The following is a 23424-nucleotide window of genomic DNA, read 5'->3' as shown; positions in this document are numbered from 1 at the left end:
TGAGCAGTTCCACAAGCTTTGGGGCATACTCTTTGGCTTGCATCTGCCCGAGTGCTACTGCTGCGGTATAACGGACACCTGAGTCAGAATCTTTGAGCAGTTCCACAAGCTTTGGGGCATACTCTTTGGCTTGCATCTGCCCGAGTGCTTTTACTGCGGCATCACGGACACTTGAGTCAGAATCTTTGAGCCATTCGGCAATCTTTGGGGCATACTCTTTGGCTTGCATCCGCCCGAGTGCTTCTGCTGCGGCATCACGGACACTTGAGTCAGAATCTTTGAGCAGTTCGACCACCTTTGGGGCATACTCTTTGGCTTGCATCAGCCCGAGTGCTTTTGCTGCGGCATCACGGACACTTGAGTCAGAATCTTTGAGCAGTTCCACAAGCTTTGGAGCATACTCCTTGGCTTGCATCTGCCCGAGTGCTTCTGCTGCGGCATTACGGACATATGATTCAGAAACTTTGAGCAGTTCGACCACCTTTGGGGCATACTCCTTGGTTTGCATCTGCCCGAGTGCTACTGCTGCGACATAACGGACAGTTGTGTCAGAATCTTTAAGTAGTTCGATCACCTTTGGGGCATACTCTTTGGCTTGCATCTGCCCGAGTGCTGATAGTGCGGCATAACGGACACTTGTGTCAGAATCTTTGAGCAGTTCGACCACCTTTGGGGCATACTCTTTGGCTTGCATCCGCCCAAGTGCCCTTGCTGCGGCATTACGGGAAACCGAGTCTTTATCTTCCAGCTGCTTGCCAAGCTTATCCACATCTACTTTGTATTTCTTAATCAGCGACTTGGGGTCATCTAGCTGATATTCCGCCAACTTGTTCGCCGCTTGCAATCTCACTCCAGCATGTGGATCTACCAGCGCTGCTACAATGCCGTTCATCTCCCAGTTTTGCGGCTTGGGTTTGGGTGCTTCTTTGGCATTTACCCAAGAGAGGGAGAGGAGGAGAACAAGGACAAGGGTGAAAGGGAAAAGGAAAAAGGGAGATTTTCTGGTCTTGCGGGCAGTTTTCAGCATGGGAGACACAGCCAGGAAGAGGGGGAGACGCCGCTCTGGGTATAATATTATGTCGTTAAATGACTTATGTTTTTAAAGAAACAATTGTATTTATTTGAGAGCAAGCGTTTTATTTTTAACTTATCTTCATCTCCTTTCAGGGGAATTCCGGATTTGTTACCCACCATTTCCGGAGAACCCCACCCCTAACCCCTCCCCGCAAGCGAGGAGGGGAAAAAATACTCTCTCTACGCTGGCAAAGAGAAAATACGCAAACTGTGTTTGCCGCCGATAGGCGAAACAATGCTCCCCCTCTCTGCTTGCGGAGAGGGGGCTGGGGGGTGAGGTTTTACGCCTGCTGTGTTTGCCGCCGATAGGCGAAAAAATGCTCCCCCTCTCTGCTTGCGGAGAGGGGGCTGGGGGGTGAGGTTTTACGCCTGCTGTGCTGTTGGCTCTGAGCAGGGATGCATTTGTTGGGGCTGCTACCTCAATATAATCATTGGGAGGCAGAGCCTCCTGTACTGCATTCCCATGCAGAGCATAGGAACGAGTTAGAGTATTTTATAAACTATAAAAGTTATGAAGCAGGTAGTTAGGCAACTCAGAGAGCGAAACAAAATTGACTTGCACTCTCGCGGAATCAACTATCATCTTTGGAGTTTGGATACTACAGAGTACAAGAATTTACGCTCGAATAGTCTCCCCATTGCAGATGATTACAGCTTTTATATAGAACTTTATCTTTTTGAACGAGAGAAAGAGGATAGGCTGAACTTAGCAAAACTATTTGTTACCTTAGAGTGGCTATTTGGAGAGAGTAGTGATTTCTTTGATGATTGGAAAGGTTCTTTCTGTTTTCCAATATTACTGGTGGTAAAGAAGGCGATAGGAGATTTCTTTTACTTGATGCGTATTTATGACCATCGAGGCACTGTCTACTTCAGTATATATAGAATCCTGGAAAATGGCAGAGATGATTATGATACTGACAAATTACGTGAGCCATTCGCTTTAGAGTTCTCCAGGCAAGAAATTAACTATTTTTTCAGCTTCTTATATGGTTATATAACTGGATATTTTCAAAGTCTCAAACAAAATCTTATCGTTCAACCATTTTTGAAAAAACTTGATTCTAATCTCATTGTATACGGTTATAAAGATGGTGAATATTTTGAGAAACAATATGATTCTCAAGAAACATACCAAGCAGCGATTCAATCGTTTGAGGAAATCTATGGAAGCTGTTTGAGAAGAACAGATGTTAATGCTATCTTAAAAAAGATAATCAGTGATGTTTAGAGAAATACACCGTTTTTCATTTGCATAAACTACAAACCACATGGTAGGCGTACAAAGCATTGCTGTGCCCCGGAGAGCCAACCTGTGTTATACTCCTCAAGACTTCTCAACAATCCCTACTAAAATACTCATAACTCGTTCTCGGCAAAGACAGCTTTCAACTGATGATATCATCAAGCTCCGCTAAGATTTCATCAGGTTCATCGTTCATCTCAAAGTATGAGCGGAAGGTGTAATCTCGGTCTTCCTGAAGAATTTTGGGTTTAGCCATGACGAGAAAAGCAACAGAAATAGAAAAGAACCTAGCATCAATGTAACGCAAGCATAACAAGCAAGGTAAACTGGTTGAATTGATTAATATAGTTAAGCCACGCTTTCCTTGACAACAGTGTCCTATGCCTGCATTTTTATTAGAAGTCGGTACAGAAGAATTACCCGCAAGCTTTCTCAGTAGCGCGATCGCCCAGTGGAAATCGCGCATTCCCCAAACTCTAGCAGAAAACAGCCTCACTTACGATGCTGTGGAGGTTTACGGGACTCCCCGCCGTTTAGCTGTACTCATCAAAAATCTACCATCCCAACAACCAGACCGCGAAGAGGAAATTAAAGGTCCTCCCGCACAAGCTGCGTTTAAAGATGGGAAACCGACACCAGCAGCGCAAGGCTTTGCCAAAAAGCAAGGTGTGGAACTCGACGCCTTGGAAGTTCGCGCTACTGATAAAGGGGATTTTGTTTTTGTACGCAAACTCACTCCCGGTCGTCCCGTTGCCGAGATTTTAACAGAACTTGTTCCCCAGTGGATTTTCAAACTCGAAGGGAAGCGGTTGATGCGTTGGGGTGATGGGGATAAAACATTTTCTCGTCCCATCCGCTGGATTGTTGCTTTGTTAGATGATGCAGTGCTGCCGATTGAATTAGATAATGGTTCCGAGACGATAAAGAGCGATCGCATTTCCCAAGGTCATCGCGTCTTGCATCCAGAAAGCGTCACAATTGCCCAGGCTACTGATTATATCACGGCGCTTCGCTCTGCATATGTCGTAGTTGATCCTGACGAACGGGCAAATACCATCACGCAGCAAGTCAAAGAGTCTGTACAAAAGTTAGATGGCTATGCAGAGATTTACCCAGATTTGTTGGAGGAAGTCACAAACCTCGTAGAATTTCCCTCAACAGTTATCGGTAAATTTGAATCAGAGTTTTTGAATCTACCCGCTGAGGTGATTACCACTGTAATGGTAAGTCATCAGCGTTATTTTCCTGTGTTCAAAGCTAAAGATTCAAAAGAATTACTACCCAACTTTATCACTGTCTCTAACGGCGACCCCACAAAATCAGACATCATTGCTGTGGGGAATGAAAGAGTTATCCGCGCACGTTTAGCCGATGGTCGATTTTTCTACGACGCTGATTTAGAAAAACCTTTGGAAAGCTTTTTACCTCAGTTGGAAAAAGTCACTTTCCAAGAGGATTTAGGTTCGTTGCGTGCTAAGGTAGACCGCATTGGTAAGATTGCCCAACAAATTACAGAACAACTGCAATTAAGCGAAAAAGAACGAGAAAACATCCAAAGAGCAGCTAACTTGTGCAAAGCTGATTTAGTGAGTCAGATGGTCTACGAATTTCCTGAATTACAGGGTATTATGGGACAAAAATATGCCATAGCCAGTAAAGAAGATGAAGCCGTTGCCACGGCAATTTTTGAACATTATCTACCTCGCGGGGCAGATGACATTTTACCTCAAACTTTGGTAGGACAAGTTGTCGGTTTGGCAGACAGGCTTGACACGTTAGTCAGCATCTTTGGATTGGGGATGATACCCACGGGTTCTTCTGACCCCTTTGCCTTACGACGGGCTGCAAATGCGATAGTTAATATTACATGGGCGGCTAATCTAGCAATCAATTTACAACAGTTACTAGAGCAAATAGCAACAGATTTTGTTCAGGAACACAACAAAGATAAAAATCAATTAGTCGCCGCTTTGCAAGAATTTTTCCTGCAACGTATCAGGACGCTGCTACAAGAAGAAAAAGGCATTGATTATGACTTGGTGAATGCAGTTTTGGGAGAAAATGACCCAGAATATGCACAAAGGGCGTTAAAAGATTTATTGGATGTGCGCGATCGCGCCACTTTCCTCCAACAAATCCGCAGTGATGGTACATTAGATAACATCTACGAAACGGTGAATCGTTCCACTCGTTTAGCGGCTCAAGGAGATTTAGATACAAAACAACTTGACCCTAAAGCTTTAGTTCACAAAGAACTTTTCCAAAAATCATCCGAAGAAGCTTTTTACAATGCCATTGTGGATTTAGTCCCGCAAACTCAAGCCGCCCAACAGTCACGAAATTATAGGCAGTTGGTAACAGCACTCAAGGAAATTACCCCCACCGTCAGCAACTTTTTTGACGGTCCAGAAAGCGTTTTAGTGATGGACCCAAATCCAGAAATCAAACGCAATCGGTTAAATTTGCTCGGATTACTTCGCAATCATGCCCGTATATTAGCGGACTTTGGTGCGATCATCAAAAATTTGTAGCATAAGTAAAAAATAGTTGTGTGATTTTAGGAAATAAACGCTACGATAATGGAGCTTAACCAGGGACCTCTGCCACAGTCTATGCCCAAAAGCCACGTCATTGGATTAGGAAAGTCCGGTATTGCTGCGGCGAGATTGTTGAAACGGGAAGGTTGGGAGGTGGAGATCGGCGATCGCAACACCTCCCTTGACCTCCTCAAGCAACAACAGGAACTTGCCGCAGAGCAAATAACCGTTAAACTGGGATATTCCCTGGAACTGAATAATTCAGATTTACCTCAATTAATAGTTGTCAGCCCAGGCGTACCTTGGGACGTACCTGTGTTAGTTAAAGCACGAGAATTGGGCATTCAAACCATCGGAGAGATGGAACTCGCTTGGCAACATTTGCAATCAGTACCCTGGGTAGCAATTACTGGTACAAACGGTAAAACCACTACCACATCCTTAATTGCCGCAATTTTTGAAGAAGCAGGATTAAACGCTCCCGCCTGCGGTAATATTGGCTATGCTGCTGGCGAAGTCGCCCTGGCTGTAGGAACAGCAGGGGAAGCAGGGGGAGAAATCAATTCAAAATACCCTGCGGGAAGCCGCCCAGGGGGCGTCTACAAAATTCAAAATTCAAAATTAGGAGTCTCTCCCTCATCCCCCTCATCTCCCTCATCTCCCTCATCTCCCTCATCTCCCCACAGTCAAATAGACTGGGTGATTGCAGAGGTAAGCAGCTATCAAATAGAATCATCTCCTTCGCTTGCGCCTCGCATCGGCGTATGGACGACTTTCACACCGGATCATCTCAGTCGCCATAAAACCTTAGAAAACTACTACAACATCAAAGCGCATCTACTGCGTCAGTCGCAGATACAAGTATTTAACGGTGATGATCCATATTTAAGAAAGGTGGGTGAAAGTGATTGGCGTGATGCTTATTGGACAAGCGTCAAAGGTAAAGATAATTTGATAAGTTCCAAAGGCTATTACATAGAAGACGGTTGGGTTGTAGAGACAAAAGGTGGCGCGTCTCTACAAGATGAACCTATTGTGGAAGTTTCCGCTTTGCGAATGGTGGGAGAACACAACCTGCAAAATCTGCTGATGTCAGTTGCAGCCGCGCGTTTAGCGGGAATTGATAAAGATGCAATTTCTCGCGCTATCCGTGAATTCCCTGGTGTCCCTCATCGTTTGGAACACATTTGTACTTGGCAAGGCATAGATTTTATTAACGACAGCAAAGCAACGAATTACGATGCTGCTGAAGTTGGCTTGGTATCCGTTAAAAACCCTGTCGTACTAATTGCCGGTGGAGAAGCCAAACCTGGTGATGACACTGGGTGGATAGGAAAAATTAAAGACATAGCCGCCTCAGTATTGCTTATTGGGAGTGCTGCACCTGCATTTGCTCAACGCTTGCAAGAAGAAGGATATAACAGTTACGAAATTGTAGAAACAATGGACAAGGCTGTTCCCAGATCAGCAGAATTGGCAAAACAGTATCAAGCGCCTGTGGTGCTACTCTCTCCTGCTTGTGCAAGTTTCGATCAGTATGCCAATTTTGAACAGCGCGGTGATCATTTTCGGCAGTTGTGTTTGGATCTGTTGAAATAGCAAGCCCAAATTGATCTCTCCCCGAATTTAGCGAAGCGGAATCCGGGGATTTTTTCAGACTCTAATCCGTCTAGTGGTCTGTCGCATTTGTTTTGAAGGCTTCGTAGTGAGCGCTGCCATCGCTCAAAGGCTCTAGGACTAAAGTCCTTACTACGAACTTATACAACCATCATAATTAATGCGATGAACTACTAGGCTGAGTCAATCCTGGCATCTAGCTTTATGGTAGTTTAAAGTTACACTTGACCGATTGCAATAAATAATTTTGACCCTCATGACTGGAGAGCCTCACCTTGGGAATAGAACTACGCAGTTTCGTATTTCTCGACAGCCTGCAACCTCAACATGCAGCATATATGGGAACGGTAGCCCAAGGTTTCTTGCCATTACCAGGAGATTCATCGCTGTGGATTGAAATCTCTCCTGGTATCGAAATTAATCGGATTACGGATGTAGCTCTCAAAGCTGCTTCTGTCCGTCCGGGAGCACTAGTGGTCGAACGACTGTACGGTCTATTGGAAATTCATTCTAGTTCCCAAGGGGAAACGCGAGCTGCTGGTGCTGCCATTTTAGCGACACTAGGAGTCCAAAAAGACGAATGTCTCAAACCGCGTGTCGTTTCTAACCAGATTATCCGCAACATTGATGCTTACCAAGCACAACTTCTCAATCGCACGAACCGGGGACAAATGCTACTGGCTGGGCAAACGCTGTATGTATTAGAAGTTGAGCCTGCTGCTTATGCCGCACTGGCTGCGAATGAAGCAGAGAAAGCGGCGGCGATTAACATCCTTGCGGTTCAACCTGTAGGTAGCTTTGGACGGCTTTACTTAGGTGGACAAGAACGGGATATTCTTGCAGGTTCTCGGGGAGCATTAACGGCGATTGAAAGCGTAGCTGGTCGGATACATTCCCAGAGTGGGCGTCAGGAGTAAAGGAGAGACAATGGCAAATCTTGAGCATCTGGGTTTACTCAAAGCAGGTGCAGTCACATGGATTGAGTGGAGAAAGAAAAATCCCCAGATTTCACCAGATCTGAGCGCCGCTGACCTGCAAGGCGATAACCTCAAAGGCGTTAACCTCCACTCTGTAAACTTGAGCAAGGTGGAGCTAGGTAATGCTTTACTCGTGCAAGCAAATCTCAGCGGTGCTGACCTCAATGGCGCTAACCTCAAAGGTGCCAACCTGATTGAAGCTAACCTGAGTGGGGCTAACTTCAGTGTTGCTAACTTGAGCGGTGCTACACTGACACAGGCAGATCTGAGCCATGCCAATCTGATTGGAGCTGACTTAAGTGAGGTGAATCTCAAAGGCGCTATTCTCGCTGATGCTAACCTGATTGGAACTGACTTGAGAGGCGCTAACTTGAGAGATGCCGATTTGGGTACAGCAAAGTTAACCCGCGCTAACCTCTGTTATGCCAACCTCATCGCAGCTAACTTGATTGCGGCTGACCTAAACAAGGCAAACCTGTACGAGGCGGAAGTGATGGGGGCTTACCTTTACAAAACCGACCTGTACAAAGCTAATCTCAGTAACGCTCACCTAAGTGGTGCATACCTGTTGCGGGCTAACCTGAGTGAGGCTGACTTGAGCTTTGCTGACTTGAGATGGACTAACCTCACAGGAGCGAACTTGGCAGGCGCTAATCTTAGAGGAGCTAACCTCAGGGGAGCTAACCTTAAGGGAGCTAACCTCACCGACGTAAATTTTCACCAGACAATTATGCCTGACTCTTGAACGCACGATGAGTTTTGACAACTCCCCTGCCGTCGATGCGAGGGGATTCTTGGTTCAATGGGACTACTCATGTAGCTTGCCCTCCCCAAAATTTACTGCGATGTGTCCCACCGCTGTATATCCACGTTGTATTATCTCAACTATCCCAAATATCCGACGCAAGCTGAACCTCACCATTGCCACCCCAATCTAAGGGTAAATGTCCTGCTGGATAAAATGGTGAATATTTCTAAAGTAAGGAAACAATATGGAAATTACCTTCAAAGAACCTATTGGTGATGGAATGTTTGGAGATGTTTGGGCTGGAAACGATGAGATAGGAAGAAATGTGGCTATCAAAGTTCTTCGAGAATCAGGAGAAGGTGTATCTACGATATTGCAACATGCCCAAGCTCTTGTGAGAGCTAAGCACACAAACGTCGTGGACGTTTACTCTATTGAATATCTTTTAGCCCCTAATTCGGAAAAAGAAAAAAAATGCATTGTCATGGAACACATAGATGGTGTTTCACTGCGAGAAAGAATAAAAATAAAACCAACAGCAAAGGAGGCTTTTCATATTGGTGAACAGATTATTGCTGGAATTAAGCATATTCATTCTCAGGGACTAGTTCACATGGATTTACATGAAGAGAATGTCATGGTAAAGCAAAACGACACAGTTAAGATTATTGATATTCTCTATATGAATTCCATGTCGGAATTAGCGCCTGATAGTAAAAAGCAACGGTTAGATTATGATATTAGGCAACTAGATTGCATTCTTTCTTCATTAATCTATAACTCTGAATTAGGCATAGCGGGTCATGATGAATTCAGAAAAATGCTGGGCAAACCAGAAAGCATTGCAAAACTTGAACGAAGTTTTTTAGACTTATTTACTAATGTAGCAAGTGATCTAGACAGTCTTACCAATTTATTTGGTTTAGATCCTTTAAAGCTTCGCTCGTATAAGTTTAGATCTGAGTGCGAACATGATATAGATTCACTTCGACAGTTACTGGGAAAAGATGTTGTCAGAATTAGTAAAACAATCGCACTCTTTCCGGATACTGAGGTTGAGATAGTAACAACTCTTGGCTTAGAAGATCTCAGGGATAAAATGAGACAGGTTGAAGACGGTCACGTAATGGTTCAAACACTTTCACATAAAGCAGATTACACAGGAGATAGAAATTTCGATATATGGTAGTTATATATAGCACTTCTATTTGATTTGCGAATTTACTCATATAGACAAGCAACATGAAATAAGAAAGGTAGAGGAGTAGGTAATTTGTTCAAGAATCAAACCGGATTCTTATAGTAGCCATATACAAGCTTAAATAAACAAAAAATGCGATCGCATCCCTCCCGTAGGGTGCGTTGTCGCAACGCGCAACGCACCATCATCTGTTTTTGTCCGCTCATCGCTCAAAACCTGTCAAGCACTGAGGGCGGAATCCTACGTCACCTCAAAGACCATCTCAAAGATTTGGTATTTTGAAGAGATTAGGAGAATGAATAGCATGAACGATGTTGTGACACCACCCGAAAGACAGGCAAAGATGGAACTGTATGATGGTCGTATGCTCGCGTGGTCTGAATGGGGACCTGTTGACGGTCTTCCAGTTTTGTTTTGCTCCGGAGCTGGAATGAGCGGGTGGCTTGGTTTTGGGGCGAGCGACCTCCCAGGTCTCGGCTTGAAACTTATTGCCATTGATCGACCTGGCTTGGGTTTGTCCGACGCTCACCCTAACAAGACGTTGTCCTCTTGGGTGGATGACACGCGGGAGTTTATTCAGGTCAATGATCTGCATGATGTTCTCGCCGTTGGTTTCTCTCAAGGTGCACCGTTCGCCTTCGCTCTCGCAGGACGGAACCTTGTGAAGGCGATCGCAATTGTGTCGGGTCAGGACGAACTTGCCCATCCGCGTGTGAGACCGCTCTTGCATCCAGATGTAGAGGGCATGATTGCTGCTGTCCAACAAGATGCTGTGACGTTTGAGCAGCACTTTTCGCAGATAGCCACGCAGGAGGGGCTGTGGCAGTTAATCATAGGGATGAGTGCCCAGCGCGATCGGGCGTTGTATGAGAGTGACACGTTGGGCGAAGCATATCACCGGGCGTTGAAGGAGGGTTTTGAGCAGGGCGCACAAGGATACGCGCGAGATCTCGTCAATGCGCTGGGTTCATGGCCTGTGAAGTTGGAGGACATCACCGTTCCTGTGGATCTCTGGTATGGTGGTGCCGATACTAGCACGGTTCACTCCCCAGATTTTGGCGTGACCTTGGCTTCGCGCCTGGCAAACGCATCGCATACCATTGACCCAGAAGAAGGAGGGTCGATTCTCTGGACGAGATCTTGGGATATTCTCGCAAAACTGAAATCTCATGTGTCCATTACATAAGGTGGTCTTCACCTTAGCATTTTGTAGCTGCCAAATCCCTACGCTCATCAGCACAACAAGGCGCTGCACCTGACCGCCTACAGCCTGGGCTTCCCTCGTTCCTTGGTTTCGCTCCGGCTTTCGACGGCGGGTGAACTTGGTCGTTATGCCGTAAGCGATCGCAAAGCAATCAAGCATTTTGAGAAAGCAATATACCTTTTTGTTTGCGGAAAACACCAAAATGAATGCGCGATCTACTGAAATGAGAAAGCATTTCAGCCTAATGAGAAAGCAATATGCTTTTTTGCTTGGCTTATCTACTGAAATGAGACAGCAATTAGGCATTTTGAGAAAGCATTTCAGCCTCATGAGAAAGCAATATAGCAATCCGCGCAGGATTTATGAAAAATCTTAAGTATTGTAGGGTGGGCAGTGCTTACCGTATTTTCCCGACTACATCCGGGTTTTGCGTTCGCACTGCCCTCCGCAAGCGTGTCGTTCAAAAATCTGCACAGGAGTCCTATATGCTTTTTTGCTTATTGAAATCGACTTGATCCATTTTCCTGATGCAGTAAGCAGTTATGGCGATCGCAATATCTGCTTGCTGCACCCATTTATCACTATTTAACGCTGGTGTAAGCTTCCGTAATACTTGGGACTCCACGAACCATGCAACCCATGAGGTACATGGTGATTTAACCACAATCTGCAAATTGGACCTTTAGCAACTTCTGAGGCATCAATAATTACAAGAGAGGAACGACCGCTATGAATGTGGTCATACGTCATCCCTAAAAGGTATCCATCATCCTCCCTGATAGCATTTGACCTAGGCACAAAAACTAGCTCCTCAGTAAAGCTTAAATCGTGGTTCCACCAATACTGCTTATCGCCTGTTTTGAGATCTAACTTCATGTATCCGGTGGGAGGAGAAGATTCTCCAATATTGTTGCAATACGACATATAAATATAGCGAGCATCTTGCGTCTCTCGGAGTGGATTGATATGTGGATGGTCAATACAGTGAGACTCAGTACTAGGTGCTACGCGGTGCTCAATTTTCTTGCGTTGAATATCTATGGTTGTTTTCCAGAGGTAGGTTGGAGCAATGTTATCAAAATTCGGAGCGTAACCACTCCAGCTGCTGAGGAAGTTTCCGTTTAAACCAGAGGATGGCCAACCTGTGCTATAAATTTCTACACCTCCATCAGCCGTATCATAAGCAAAGGCTTGATGGATCGAAAACCAGGGAATTGTTTCAAACACCAGTGGTTCGGTTCCAGCCCGAGGACCTCCTGGTCGCGGTACTAAATGTACAAGCGTTGGTTTGTCGCTTTTGAGCTTTAGACAAGTTGCTGGACCTTCCCATCCGAGTAAATAGGGGAGAAAATCAAATTCAAACTGATTCTCGAAAAAAATGTAGTAGGACTGAGTTAGAGCAAAGTCATGAGGATTGACCACTGCTCCAATCATAGAATGCAGAGTGTGCGCCTTTTGTTTCCATTGTTGGTCATACTCAACAATATCCAAAACCAGTTCATTTGGTCGTCCTAAATTTACACGCGTATGCCATGTCCAGGTAACCATTCTGTCTTGGATCGGATCGAAGCGCGGATGAGCTGTCATCGCTTTCCATCCATTCAGGAAGCTATTTAGTGCTGACACACCTGTATCTATAGGTGTTCTCTCACTAAGAAAATTGCTCAAAGCCCCTTTGCCTATCGTGTCAAGAGTATATGGATCGATAAGATAAGGAATGCCTGCTTCGTACAATGATAAAAATTTGCTGCCCCAACTAACTATATTTGTATTAGATGGATTCTTTAAATGGATATCTAATATGTTTGCCAACAGACCACCCGGTTTTTGCATACCAAAGGCTGAGCGGTACAAGAAAGAGTTTTGTACTGCTTCTTGCACATATTCTTCTGTTCTTATAAATTTAGAATCAAAGTAAGCTTTCCCTTCTGGAGTAAAGGAAATTTTGCATAGATAGCCATCTCCATCTAAATAGTGCTTGACTCTTGTGTCTCCACGCTCAAAAAGACCCGGACCGTTTCGGAAAAGTGTAGAGTTTAAAAGAGTTTCTGGTATAGAACCTTCAATTTCTGAAATCTGATAGGAGAATTCTTGAGGCTGAGAGGCGAAAGCTGCAAACCAAGCTCGCTGTTGTGCTTGTTTCAAATCAGCACTTTTTCCTTGTTTTCCCCAAAAAATTCCTTGGAATTCTTGTTGCTCCAAATCACTTTTAGACATCTTGTACACCCTTTACTCGCTTTTGCTTTGGGAAGGTTTCAACAAATGTGTAATGCAAAAGATATTAACTAATAAGTTGGCTTGTGAAAATACATACGGAAAAGAACAACACTACTTTTTTAGCTGCTGAATAATCATTTTGGGGCTACAGAATGAAATTCAAACTTCTATTTAGAAGTTTGTTGAATACAATAAATATTATATCAACGCTCTACTTTGATGAACGTAATGCCATCACCAATGTACAGTGACAGATTATTTGTCATTGGTGACAGATTAGTGCCGTCGTAAAAAATGGTTGTCATTAAAAAGCAGAGTGTGGTTGAAAGCTAGGGGAGATTCTCTTATCTCCTGTTTCTCATGTGTCTCAAGGGCATTGAGCCGACAACCCTCTATGCAACGGAAATAGAGGCTCTTAAAGCTTATCCTATATAGATTTCAGCTTTTTACTTCTCTGTTTTAAGCAAACACAAGAAGGCTACAAGCAGACACGTATTAGTACATATTTACTAACTAAAACAGTTAGAACTAAAATACCAACAATTGACCCTAAGTTGGGAAAACACCCAAGGCTGGTGATGCCGCTCACAGCCATGAGAAATTAATACTTTGAGTCATTAGGTTAACGTTTTGACCCTTTTAGGGAATGTCTTCATTTGAATAGTCAAGTTTTAGGTCGAGGCTAAAACAACGCTAAATCAAGGTTTTTGACAATTAGCTTTACAAAACTTTACAATATGTCCTCTGAATGCACATTATCTCGGCGGATACCCAAGATGGATTTAACCTAGTTTGACTGACTATTCACACTTTGCTAACGCACTACCTATTTCCGGATGCCATCGCAGAGGCGGCGATCGCTCTCATTAATTTGTTGATTATTTTTTAGATAATCCCATACCCAATTGCAAGCATTCTGCGTCAGATTATCTAAATTCAAACCTCCTAAATTAATCAATTTTTCGACATTCAACTTCCATAAAATTACAGTTCTGTCTCGGCTGGCTGTGGCAAGGGTTTGACTATCATGGCTAAAACTAACGCTACGAACTGCGTTATCATGCCCAATGAGTGTTTGAAGTTCTTTACCATCTAGGCTCCACAGTTTAACAGTGTTGTCTTCGCTGGCGGTAGCAATAATCTGACTGTTATGGCTAAAACTGACGCTAATAACTTCTTTATCATGCCCAACTAGAGTTTGAAGTTCTTTGCCGTCTGGATTCCAAAGCTTGGCAGTATTATTTCTAAGAGCAGTAACAATCATTTGACCATCTGGGCTAAAACTGACATCATTGAGCGCACTCTGATGTTTTAGAATTCGGAGTATTCTGCCATCTAGACTCCAAAGTATAGCAGTTTTATCGCGACTGGCAGTAGCAATTGTTTGGAGATCGGGACTAAAGCTTACACTCCAAACTTCATCCGTATGCCCAGTAAGAGTTTTTATTAGGGTACCATTATTACGCCAGAGTTTGACGGTGTTGTCCAAACTGGCGGTGGCGATTGTTTTGCCGTCAGGACTAAAAGTAACTTTATAGACTGGTTTACTATGCCCGTTGAGAGTATTAATTTTTTGACCTTTAAGATTCCAAAGCTTAACAGTCTTATCGTCACTGGCGGTAGCAAATATTTTACCATCCGGGCTATAGCTGACACTGCGGATAGCAACATCATGTGCGGGGATGGAAAGAACCTTAGTGCTATCATGTTTCCAAAGTTTAACAATTCCACTGAAATTAGCCGTAGCAATTGTTTTACCATCGGGGTGAAAGCTGACGCTATTTAGCCCTTCATCATCAGTTAGGGTTTGAATTTTTTCTCCACCGTACTTCCAAAGCCTGATAGTTCGATCTTTGCTAGCGGTAGCAATTGTTTTGCCATCAGGGCTAAAACTTACACTTGAGACAACATCTTTATGACCAGTCAGAGTATAAAGCTCTTGTCCTTCACGGCTCCAAAGTTTAACGATTCCGCCGCCACCGACAGTAGCAATAATCTGACCATCAGGTCTAAAACTGACGCCATTAACTGCATACTTATGCCCGCTAAGGGTTTTGATTAGTTTGCCGTTCTTTAGATTCCAAAGTTTGATGGCTCTATCCCTACCAACAGTAGCAATTATTTCACCATTTGGACTAAAACTTAAGTTCCAAACTTCACTTTTATGACCATCATTACCAGTCAAGATTTTAATTTCTTTGCCATCAAGATTCCAAAGTTTAACAGTTTTACTCTTACTAGCAGCAGCAATAATTTGACCATCAGGGCTGAAACTTACCCTTGTAAATTCTTCCTTATCCCCAGGAAGAGTTTTTCTTAGAGTGCCATCCAAATTCCAGAGTTTGACGGTTTGATCCCAACTGGCAGTGGCGATTATTTTACTATCAGGACTGAAATTGACGCCAGTAACTGGAGCTTTGTGTCCAATGAGGGTTCTGATTGGGGCATTATCATAAGGTCGCCAAAGTTTAACTGTATTGTCGAAACTAGCAGAGGCAATTGTGTTACCGTCGGGACTAAAACTTACGCTCCAAACTTCATCTGTATGCCCCTTAAGAGTATTTATCAAAGTGCCATCTGACTTCCAAAATTTAATAGTTCCATCGAAGCTACCGCTAGCAATCGTCTTGCCGTCAGGACTGAAACTCACGCTCCAGATTCCACTTTGATGCCCTTCTAATCGATTCTGCTCGGATACTCGATAAAGTGCTTGTTTTAGTACTCTTTCAACTAAATTCCAAGTTTGAGGTTTCACCTGCTGTTTTTTGGTCTGTACTGCGGCTCTAATTGCTTCAATTAGAGCATCAAAAGGTTGATTTGTAACAATCAGAGAATTTGAGTATCCGGCCAGAGCATTAATTTGACCTTCCTGAACAATTTCTGCTCGCTTCCATTGATTGAGGGCAAGAATTGAGGTTGTTGCTGTCAAGGCTGCTAAAGTGAGACCGACACCAGCAACAATTCTGGCTCTTCTCAGTTGTCTGTCTCGCAGTGCCAAACTAGCATCAATATACTCGTTTGCTTCTTTATTAAAACCACCCAAAACTTGATTGAAGGTAGGGTCTCGTCTTAGTTCCTTAACACGCTCTAACTTCGAGCCCGTCCACAATTCATCCTCAGTTTTCTTCTGTTGCCAACGTACTAAATCATCGTACAGTCGATTACGCAAAGAGATCGCCTGACGATTTTCTTTAATCCAGGTATTTAGAGTTGTCCAAGAAGTGAGCAGTGTTTCATGAGCAATTTCTATAATAGATTGTAAATCTCGTGATTGTGAGGAAGAGAGGATATGTGAGTTCTGAACATTGCTCACCAATAATTTTTCATCTATTAACTTTACCAGCACTTTCTGCTCGAGTTCGCAGCTAAACTCAGACCGCAAAGCCCTTCTTTGAACTGGTTTCCATTCAGTACCTAATTCTTCATTGCTAGTAATGTTAACGAGTTTGAGAAAAATTCTCTGTGCAGCCTGTTTCTCTTCTTCTGAGAAATTATTATAAATGCTGTCGATATGTTGTTGCAGCGCGCCCCTAACACCACCCAATTGCCGATAAGTACTTTTATTCAACTGGCGGCGGTCTTTAAGATTACCAGTTTTTACTTCCGTCTCCCACAGTAGATTCAAGGTATACTGCAATAAAGGCAAATACCCAGCTTGTCCCTGGATATCTTTGATAATTTCTTCTACTAGCCCTGTTTCAAACTTGACCCCATAATGTGCCGCAGGTTGCTCTATCGCCAACCGCAATTCATCAGGTTCCATTGCTGTAATCATTGGGCGATACTTGCGCGTAACTTTTTCCAACTCCGAATATCGATCTAATTCGTTCAGAAAATCAGCCCGCATCGTCGCCATGATTTTGACGGAATGCTCCTTGGTTTTACTCAATTTCACTAAGCCAGCAATAAACTTGTCGCGCTTATCAGCCTTACTGGTAGTAAATAACTCCTCAAACTGGTCAATGAAAATGAACCAGTAACTATCAAGCTGCTTTTGCCTTAACCTATTCATTACCTCAGTCAAAGTGTCAACTTTGGCTTCAAGAGCTATTTGGACTTCTGCTTGCTTGTATTCTCTACGTAAGCTGACATAGAAAGAGTCAAACGGGTCACGATCTGGGGTAAACATTAAATGTATTAACTGCGCTCCTTGTTGTTGTGAGAGCCAAGGAACCAACCCCGCTGCTTGTTGTTGTGAGAGCCAAGGAACCAACCCCGCACGCACTACTGATGATTTGCCACTACCACTTGCTCCTAAAAGTAAAATCAAGTTGGTTTGTTCTAATTCGTTAACTAATCCTTTGAGAAATTGGTCGCGTCCAAAAAACAAGTCTTTATCTTGTGGCTCGAATTTCTTTAAGCCTCTGTAAGGTGAGGTTTTTATAAATTCACGGTTTTTAATCGGTTCACCAGAGATTTGCAAAATCTCCGTCTTGTTAAAAGTGAGGACGTTACTGTCACCGTGAATTTGGACATTACCATCGCCGATTGCTGCTTGCATTCCACCACCTATTGTGGAGCTATCAGCCTGCTGCCAAATACTTGGTTGTGGTGTAAATGGTGGATTATTCTCCGGATAGTCTTGTTGGTTCATAGGCTAGTCCTACTAAAAACCAAAGAAATTCTGAGCAACTCCTAGCCAATTTGGTAGCTGCATCAGTAACGGTTTTACATTTTTCCAAAGGCACCCGGTGGCTGTTACAGTTTCACTCGTAAGTTTTAATGTTTCCGCCATCCGTTTGAGGTTTCCAGCAGCTAGCAGTTTATCCGGTTCATTTGATTGCGCTTCTTCAACTGCTGCTCCCAAATACTTGAGTGATTTTTCTTTTGTTGCTTTTGATAATTGTGAAGCTGATTGAATCAATTGCTCAATCTGTGCTAGCAACTGAATGACTTCTTGTTGGGTCAGCTTTTTTTCATTAGTAACCGCAGTTACGCTGGTTGTCATAGTCTGCTGGTTTTGGTCACCCCGTACTGCCTGCATCCCACCGTACATTTGACCACCGCTAATGCTTTGGGAAATCCCACCAGTGAATTTGGGCTGTGAGTTCTGCTCTTGTTGAGTGTTTGTTTTTGGTTGAGTATTTTCAACAGTAGAAGAAGACGCTCGCCGCCTTGCTTTGAGGATTGGTGTTTCTGACTCTGGAATTCCCTGTAGGTTAATTGAAGCACGACCTACTTCAAAACAATCCTCGTAGGGTCTGCCAGCGCCCAGCGCATCATAGAAGCCAGTAGCAAACTCGATAGCAGCCACATCCCCAATCGCCTGATTCATACCCACAACATAATCAATATGTTGGTGAATTGCCTCAGCTTGGGCTTGTGAATAACAGGCATTGAGTAACACACACTCAATCTTGTTTTGAAACAACCCAAATAAGCGTGCTAGGGATTCTGTACTCACAAGTTGCACCAGCCCAGAATCATTCTCTAAGGCTAAGCCAGTACCATGACCATGCCCAGAAAAGTGAACGATAGTCGGTTGGTGTTCCAACAGCGCACGGCGCAGGTCTTCAACTCGTATCGCCCAGGCTGTGACAATTTCAAATTGCTCTCGATTTTTAGCGAGTTTGAGCGCTGCTTGGATTTCCCGCACTTCTTGGTCTAGGCGCAGGTTGTCTGTGTTCTTTGGATTAGCTGATAATATCAATATTTTTTTCACGGTTTTAATTAATTCGTGGAAAATATACTAGTTAGGACTAACGCATTGACAAAGAAAACAGAGTATGGAGTAGCAGAAGAGTTCAAAAGAACTCTTCTACATATTCTTATAGGTAAAACCAAAGTTGACCTATGCGGCTAAACAGCAGCATCCTATTTACTGGTTACTACACAGTTTCTGTTCTAAATTCCGCAATCAAAGTAAAAAGATTATAGTTATCTTTTCAACTTATAAGTAATGCGGCATTACACGAAAGGGGTATTATCTCGTTCACAACGAGAGGAACACATACCAGATAAGGAATTTACATTGTTTATGTTTCCACAACGATGCCTTGCCGCATCGCTTCAAGCAAGTTAAATGTCGCGAACTGCTATTTCGTAAGCGACCCGTGCATCCTAACACTTGTGATCAGCTTTGATTACGTCGTTAAACAAGTCGTACTTATCTTTGAACAACGATGCGTCAAGTGGGTCAAGAACATCATTGTTGTTGTTGCATGAAAATATTGGGGACGACATAAGGGCATTTTTGTGTAGCACAGCCTTACAACGGCTTATTTTCGTCAGGTTAATGCTCCCGATTTCAACCTACTTCAACGACAACCGCTGTTTTTCTCTAAATTAGATTAGAACCATTAGCCTGACTACGCTTTTACCCAACTTATAACCGAATGTTGGTAAAACTATAAAAATCTGGCATACTGGCGGTAACGCTAACCTTTGTTGCGCCGAGTTTCGTCATATATCTGCACGCTCATACCTTACCCGATCCCCAATCATCGAAAGTTGGTAAAACGGAAAAAAGTGAGCCTGCTGTCTCCAGGCGCAAGTCGCCGAATCAACGCAGATAGGAGGATGTGCGATCGCGGGAATATTTCTTCCCCTGTTTGGTTAAAACAGATCGGTTTGGGTGCGTAATTCCACATCATTGGTTGTTGTGACATCAATTCCATAACGGCGCAAGCCAAGCGCTATCGCAGGATCGACATTTTCATCCAGATGAAAGCGAATTCGTTCACTCATTCCTCAACTGTCTGAGTTTCTCTTGAAGAAGCGAGGGATGATTTTGCTTCAGTACCTCAACTAACTCATCTTCTTCTGCTATGCGGCGATCAATCTCGTCTCGGTGATCAAAGTAATAAGCCATTGCTGCATAAACAGATGCCAGTGACAGGTCATACTTACCAGCAATCTCTACCAAGGAATACCCTAGCTTTAAATGCATCACCGCCACATCCTCTACAGCAATGCGGGTACCGACAATGCGGGGCTTCCCACTCCGCACATCAGAAGCGATCTCGATATGCTCCCGACTGACTAACTGCATTGATGAATCTTCCATCTCCGTTCCATAATTTAATAATACACACCTGTCCTGGCTGTTACAGAAAGCGATCGCCCCTCTTGCAGCAAGTTTCAGTTTGAAGCTAGCGATCGCTTAAACATAACTCCAAATCCTCAAAACTGGTTAGAGCTTCAGCTTATACTAGAAAAGGAAGACTAGAAGAATATTGGTCTCAAAATGCTACTTGTCCCAACGGCAGAGCCGATTCCGCTTGTAACTGATGCTAATGGCGTTGTTCGCATTAATAAAACTCGCGTAACTTTAGATACAGTTGTTACAGCTTTTCTGGAAGGGTCTACAGCAGAAGAAATTAAGGAGCAGTACCCATCGCTTCAGCTTTCCGATATTTATTCTGTGATTGGCTATTACTTAAGACATCAAACCGAAGTTGATGAATATCTTCTAGAACGTCAGCGCCTGAAGAGCGATGTTCGTCAAGAAGCCCAGAGACGTTTTAACCCTGTTGGAATACGCGATTGCCCAAGGGGCACTGCGCAGAGCGCAATCGCTTATTGGCAAGACGCAAAGCAAAAGGGCAAGTACGATTCTTGCCGTTGCCAAGCGCGATCGCTCGCCTCTTTCAGCCAGAACTATTTTACTCAAAAACAACGCCGCGATAAATTTCCGCCATTGGCAATTCCATCCCAACTGAGTCTAGGGAAATAGATTGTTCCAAGCCTTTAAATTCATTGAACAACCAACCTTGGGTTTGCTTGCTATAGCGTTCGACAAAAGCTTCATCCTGCTCGACTAATAAATATTCCCTAAAACTAGGAATTGATCGATATATCCGAAATTTATTCTGTCGGTCGTAATCTGCCGTGGAAGGAGATAGTACTTCAACAATTAAAATAGGATTCAAGACTTCATCTAAGCGCTCGCCATTCAGTTGCGGTTCACCATCAAAAACCATCACGTCTGGATATACTCCGCGTCGATATTCAGGAATCCACAGCCGCAAATCGCTGTTAATTGGCTCGAATTGAGTATCGCGCAGCAGAAACTTGAGAAAGGCAAAAATATTACCACTGATGCGGCTGTGTTTGAGGGTTCCTCCGGGCATGGGTATAATTTCTCCATCTCGATATTCGCTGCGTCCTTCCGCTTTTTCTTCGAGCGCGCGATATTCATCCAAAGTGTAGCGGCGCTTGATGGTAGAAATCATAGGTCGTAGCCGATCGCATTGGCTATAGGACAACAAAACTATTTTGTCACAGATTTAGTTGTGGGGTTATCTCATACTGCGATCGCATCCCTTCGGTAATGTGCGTTGCGTGAGTATAGCGCAGGTAGATTACTCCTCCTTATGGCGATGATGTTCTATCAACGAACAGCTTTAAGGGCTTCGTACAATAACTTATATCGCTTAAACCCTGCTTCATACACAGAATTTTCTTGCGGCTCTACCACATTGCTATCCTGCGGCAGTATCTTAAGTGCAGCTTCTAAATTCGGGTATGCACCAACCCCCACCATTGCCAGAATGGCTGCTCCGTAAGCGGCTCCTTCTTCGGCTTTGGGAGCAATGAGTTCTGTTTGCAAAACATCTGCCAAAATTCGTAACCAAATGTTGGATCGCGCACCTCCACCTGTTGCCAAGAGTTGATGAACGGGAGCGATAAGCCGGAGGCTTGACGCTGCGCGTATCGCACTAATTACCTCCAACGCTTCCCGCAAGCTAAATGCTACACCTTCCAGAACAGCACGAATGATATCTGCTTGTGTATGAGCTAATGACAGATTCACCCAGGCACCCCGAGTATCTGGATCAAGGTGGGGACTGCGTTCTCCTGAGAGGTGGGGCAGAAATAGAACACCACCAGCAGCAGGCAAAGAACGTTCTGCCATATCCATCAAATCGGTGTAGGGAATATTCGGTGCAAACGTATCTCGATACCAACGCAGAGAACCGCCTGCCGCCAGCGTCACTCCCAGCAGATGATAGCCACCATCCACATGACAGAACAAATGCACCCGACCTTCTGGATCGGGAATTGGGCGATCGCACGGTGCAAAGATCACTCCCGACGTGCCAATACTCAGACTACCCCGGTTCAGGTTGCTCGATGAAATACCCAAACCAATCGCCGCTGCCGCATTGTCGCCTCCTCCTGCAACCACAGGTAATCCGGCAGGCAATCCCACGCGGGCGGCAATTTCTGATTTCAGCCGTCCGGCGATCGCCGTAGACTCGACTACCGGAGGAAACAACGCTGGGTTGATATTGAGAGCATTGAGAATATCCGTATCCCATTGCCGATTCGCCAGGTTCAGACACCCGACACCAGAGGCATCAGACGGCTCTGTCACTAGGAAGCCAGTTAGCACATATCCCAGATAATCTTTTGGCAAAAGAATCTGCCACAGCCGAGCATACGCTTGCGGTTCTTCAGTTTGTAACCACACGAGCTTTGGAAGCTGAAACCCCGTAATTGCTGGATTTCCAGTGCGCTGGATCAACTCCTGACGGGGAATCATGGCTTCAATTGTATCAACGGCTTGACCAGTGCGCTGGTCATTCCACAAAATTGCCGGTCTGATCACTCCGCCCTCTGCATCCAGAGGAACCATACCATGCATTTGTCCAGACAAACCGAGGGCGATTGCTCGGTGTCCATCTAGCTGTTGAGCTACATCGAACAGGGCATCCAAACTCGCTTCGACCCAATCCGATGGGTTCTGTTCCGTCCAACCGGGCTGTGGTGTTAACAGGGGATAGCTTCTGGTCGTAGTAGCGATAACTTGCCCTTGCAAATCAACAGCGATCGCCCGCACTCCTCCTGTACCCAAATCTAAGCCAACTACGACGTCAGTCAATTGCCCCTCCCAAATTCAGCAATTCTAGACAAGTATATAGTTAACGTTTTGCTGCTTGTTCACCAAGTAGCTATCAGTACTGACTTGGTACTCCCTCAACCACTAGCTGCACTTGGCTACCTGGCTAGCTGCAAGTTCTTTCAACACCAAACCTCCATCCCGAAACACTGACCACCCATCCCCCACCAATACAGCCTCTATGCCATTTATCTGGGCGAGTCGTTGAACTGAGGCAACTGCTTGCTCTCGATTGGAAAGTTTCTCATCAGGTAAAATCGTTAGACTCCCTGCTTTGTGTGCTCGGATCAAATCGCCTGTGATCAGGGTTGTCTTATCCAAAAGCAGTGCCAACTCACCTGGGGTCTTCGAGCCTTGCAATTCAATCACCTGCAACCCTGGAACTAACTCTTCGCCATCACGAAGCCAGCGATCGCACTCAATAGGAAAGTGACTTCGTTCAGCAAAAGGACCTGCTATTTGGGCACCAGTCACATATGCAAGTTCCTTTGCAGCACGTACGTGATCTGAATTGGTGATCACAATCCAACGAACACTACCTAAGGAATTGAGGTGTTCGTAGTCGTAGGATGACAGAGACAATGGATCGATGAGAATATTACCGTCTGGACGAATCCAAGCAATACTATTGAAATCTATATTGCGTTCTTTATTAAACGATGACCATCCGTATAAGTCATCACGGTGTAGAAGTTTCATTGGAAATTCGTTTAGTAAATTTAGTACTACATAGTTGCTCCTTCTTAATATATTTATACA

18 protein-coding genes are annotated in these 23424 nt (G+C 44.3%); 8 read left to right on the top strand and 10 right to left on the bottom strand.

Translation table 11 applies throughout. From position 1 onward, the window contains the following. Nucleotides 1–1027, bottom strand: a 1027-nt coding sequence (locus tag ACM0OZ_RS27940) for a HEAT repeat domain-containing protein (RefSeq protein WP_414586095.1), incomplete at its 3' end; no start/stop codon positions are given. A gap of 558 nt (nucleotides 1028–1585) precedes the next feature. Between ACM0OZ_RS27940 and ACM0OZ_RS27935 the strand changes: the two genes are divergently transcribed. From ACM0OZ_RS27935 to ACM0OZ_RS27910, 6 genes are all read left to right on the top strand, one after another. After that, nucleotides 1586–2305 carry a hypothetical protein gene (locus ACM0OZ_RS27935; protein WP_414586094.1) on the top strand — a complete coding sequence of 240 codons (720 nt, stop codon included), beginning with the start codon at nucleotides 1586–1588 and terminating at the stop codon, nucleotides 2303–2305. A gap of 395 nt (nucleotides 2306–2700) precedes the next feature. Continuing rightward, nucleotides 2701–4851 carry a glycine--tRNA ligase subunit beta gene (gene glyS / locus ACM0OZ_RS27930; protein WP_414586093.1) on the top strand — a complete coding sequence of 717 codons (2151 nt, stop codon included), beginning with the start codon at nucleotides 2701–2703 and terminating at the stop codon, nucleotides 4849–4851. Nucleotides 4852–4932: 81 nt separating this feature from the next. Then, on the top strand, nucleotides 4933–6456 hold the full coding sequence (murD, locus tag ACM0OZ_RS27925; RefSeq protein ID WP_414586100.1) for a UDP-N-acetylmuramoyl-L-alanine--D-glutamate ligase: 1524 nt from the start codon (nucleotides 4933–4935) through the stop codon (nucleotides 6454–6456). A gap of 293 nt (nucleotides 6457–6749) precedes the next feature. Beyond that, the gene (locus ACM0OZ_RS27920; RefSeq protein WP_069349590.1) at nucleotides 6750–7391 is read left to right on the top strand and encodes a hypothetical protein; all 642 of its coding nucleotides are present in this window, start codon (nucleotides 6750–6752) and stop codon (nucleotides 7389–7391) included. A gap of 10 nt (nucleotides 7392–7401) precedes the next feature. Further along, nucleotides 7402–8196: a pentapeptide repeat-containing protein gene (locus ACM0OZ_RS27915; protein ID WP_414586092.1), complete on the top strand. Its 795-nt coding sequence runs from the start codon at nucleotides 7402–7404 to the stop codon at nucleotides 8194–8196. 247 nt (nucleotides 8197–8443) lie between these two features. Beyond that, nucleotides 8444–9388 carry a protein kinase domain-containing protein gene (locus ACM0OZ_RS27910; RefSeq protein WP_414586091.1) on the top strand — a complete coding sequence of 315 codons (945 nt, stop codon included), beginning with the start codon at nucleotides 8444–8446 and terminating at the stop codon, nucleotides 9386–9388. A 95-nt stretch (nucleotides 9389–9483) separates the two neighbouring features. Here the strand turns inward: ACM0OZ_RS27910 and ACM0OZ_RS27905 are convergent, their stop codons facing one another. Beyond that, nucleotides 9484–9606 (bottom strand): hypothetical protein, encoded by a 123-nt coding sequence (locus tag ACM0OZ_RS27905; RefSeq protein ID WP_414586090.1) that lies wholly within the window; start codon nucleotides 9604–9606, stop codon nucleotides 9484–9486. A 98-nt stretch (nucleotides 9607–9704) separates the two neighbouring features. On the opposite strand from ACM0OZ_RS27905, the gene ACM0OZ_RS27900 reads away from it, so the two are divergent. Further along, the gene (locus tag ACM0OZ_RS27900; protein ID WP_414586089.1) at nucleotides 9705–10586 is read left to right on the top strand and encodes an alpha/beta fold hydrolase; all 882 of its coding nucleotides are present in this window, start codon (nucleotides 9705–9707) and stop codon (nucleotides 10584–10586) included. 603 nt (nucleotides 10587–11189) lie between these two features. Here the strand turns inward: ACM0OZ_RS27900 and ACM0OZ_RS27895 are convergent. From ACM0OZ_RS27895 to ACM0OZ_RS27875, 5 genes are all read right to left on the bottom strand, one after another. Beyond that, complete coding sequence (locus ACM0OZ_RS27895; protein WP_414586088.1) at nucleotides 11190–12821, bottom strand: carotenoid oxygenase family protein; 1632 nt, start codon at nucleotides 12819–12821, stop codon at nucleotides 11190–11192. Between the two features lie 826 nt (nucleotides 12822–13647). Further along, nucleotides 13648–17415: an eIF2A-related protein gene (locus ACM0OZ_RS27890; protein ID WP_414586087.1), complete on the bottom strand. Its 3768-nt coding sequence runs from the start codon at nucleotides 17413–17415 to the stop codon at nucleotides 13648–13650. 12 nt (nucleotides 17416–17427) lie between these two features. Continuing rightward, nucleotides 17428–18483, bottom strand: a complete 1056-nt coding sequence (locus ACM0OZ_RS27885; protein ID WP_414586086.1) for a CHAT domain-containing protein — start codon at nucleotides 18481–18483, stop codon at nucleotides 17428–17430. Between the two features lie 893 nt (nucleotides 18484–19376). After that, nucleotides 19377–19508 (bottom strand): hypothetical protein, encoded by a 132-nt coding sequence (locus ACM0OZ_RS27880; protein WP_414586085.1) that lies wholly within the window; start codon nucleotides 19506–19508, stop codon nucleotides 19377–19379. Beyond that, a complete protein-coding gene (locus ACM0OZ_RS27875) occupies nucleotides 19501–19827 on the bottom strand; it encodes a DUF433 domain-containing protein (protein ID WP_414586084.1) in 327 nt (108 codons plus the stop codon). Before ACM0OZ_RS27875 ends, ACM0OZ_RS27880 begins: the two co-directional genes overlap by 8 nt. A 180-nt stretch (nucleotides 19828–20007) precedes the next feature. Between ACM0OZ_RS27875 and ACM0OZ_RS27870 the strand changes: the two genes are divergently transcribed. Next, on the top strand, nucleotides 20008–20496 hold the full coding sequence (locus ACM0OZ_RS27870; protein ID WP_414586083.1) for a DUF433 domain-containing protein: 489 nt from the start codon (nucleotides 20008–20010) through the stop codon (nucleotides 20494–20496). Here the strand turns inward: ACM0OZ_RS27870 and ACM0OZ_RS27865 are convergent. The 3 genes from ACM0OZ_RS27865 to ACM0OZ_RS27855 form a co-directional block, all read right to left on the bottom strand. Beyond that, nucleotides 20426–20995 (bottom strand): Uma2 family endonuclease, encoded by a 570-nt coding sequence (locus tag ACM0OZ_RS27865; protein WP_414586082.1) that lies wholly within the window; start codon nucleotides 20993–20995, stop codon nucleotides 20426–20428. The two genes, ACM0OZ_RS27870 and ACM0OZ_RS27865, sit on opposite strands and share 71 nt — an antisense overlap. 158 nt (nucleotides 20996–21153) lie before the next feature. Further along, nucleotides 21154–22647, bottom strand: coding sequence for a xylulokinase (gene xylB / locus ACM0OZ_RS27860; RefSeq protein WP_414586081.1), 1494 nt, complete (start codon nucleotides 22645–22647; stop codon nucleotides 21154–21156). 102 nt (nucleotides 22648–22749) lie between these two features. Further along, entirely contained in the window at nucleotides 22750–23364 is a 615-nt protein-coding gene (locus ACM0OZ_RS27855) for an MBL fold metallo-hydrolase (protein WP_414586080.1), read from the bottom strand. Between the last annotated feature and the right edge of the window lie 60 nt (nucleotides 23365–23424).

The sequence above is a fragment of the Scytonema sp. PCC 10023 genome (assembly GCF_963920835.1).
GTDB lineage: Bacteria > Cyanobacteriota > Cyanobacteriia > Cyanobacteriales > Nostocaceae > Kalymmatonema.
This window is presented reverse-complemented; position numbering and strand designations above follow the sequence as displayed.

Coding starts and splice junctions, on each gene's coding strand:
- ACM0OZ_RS27935 (WP_414586094.1), top strand. CDS start 1,586: ATGAAGCAGGTAGTTAGGCAACTCAGAGAGCGAAACAAAATTGACTTG.
- glyS (WP_414586093.1), top strand. CDS start 2,701: ATGCCTGCATTTTTATTAGAAGTCGGTACAGAAGAATTACCCGCAAGC.
- murD (WP_414586100.1), top strand. CDS start 4,933: ATGCCCAAAAGCCACGTCATTGGATTAGGAAAGTCCGGTATTGCTGCG.
- ACM0OZ_RS27915 (WP_414586092.1), top strand. CDS start 7,402: ATGGCAAATCTTGAGCATCTGGGTTTACTCAAAGCAGGTGCAGTCACA.
- ACM0OZ_RS27910 (WP_414586091.1), top strand. CDS start 8,444: ATGGAAATTACCTTCAAAGAACCTATTGGTGATGGAATGTTTGGAGAT.
- ACM0OZ_RS27905 (WP_414586090.1), bottom strand. CDS start 9,606: ATGAGCGGACAAAAACAGATGATGGTGCGTTGCGCGTTGCGACAACGC.
- ACM0OZ_RS27900 (WP_414586089.1), top strand. CDS start 9,705: ATGAACGATGTTGTGACACCACCCGAAAGACAGGCAAAGATGGAACTG.
- ACM0OZ_RS27895 (WP_414586088.1), bottom strand. CDS start 12,821: ATGTCTAAAAGTGATTTGGAGCAACAAGAATTCCAAGGAATTTTTTGG.
- ACM0OZ_RS27890 (WP_414586087.1), bottom strand. CDS start 17,415: ATGAACCAACAAGACTATCCGGAGAATAATCCACCATTTACACCACAA.
- ACM0OZ_RS27880 (WP_414586085.1), bottom strand. CDS start 19,508: ATGAGTGAACGAATTCGCTTTCATCTGGATGAAAATGTCGATCCTGCG.
- ACM0OZ_RS27875 (WP_414586084.1), bottom strand. CDS start 19,827: ATGGAAGATTCATCAATGCAGTTAGTCAGTCGGGAGCATATCGAGATC.
- ACM0OZ_RS27870 (WP_414586083.1), top strand. CDS start 20,008: ATGCTACTTGTCCCAACGGCAGAGCCGATTCCGCTTGTAACTGATGCT.
- ACM0OZ_RS27865 (WP_414586082.1), bottom strand. CDS start 20,995: ATGATTTCTACCATCAAGCGCCGCTACACTTTGGATGAATATCGCGCG.
- ACM0OZ_RS27855 (WP_414586080.1), bottom strand. CDS start 23,364: ATGAAACTTCTACACCGTGATGACTTATACGGATGGTCATCGTTTAAT.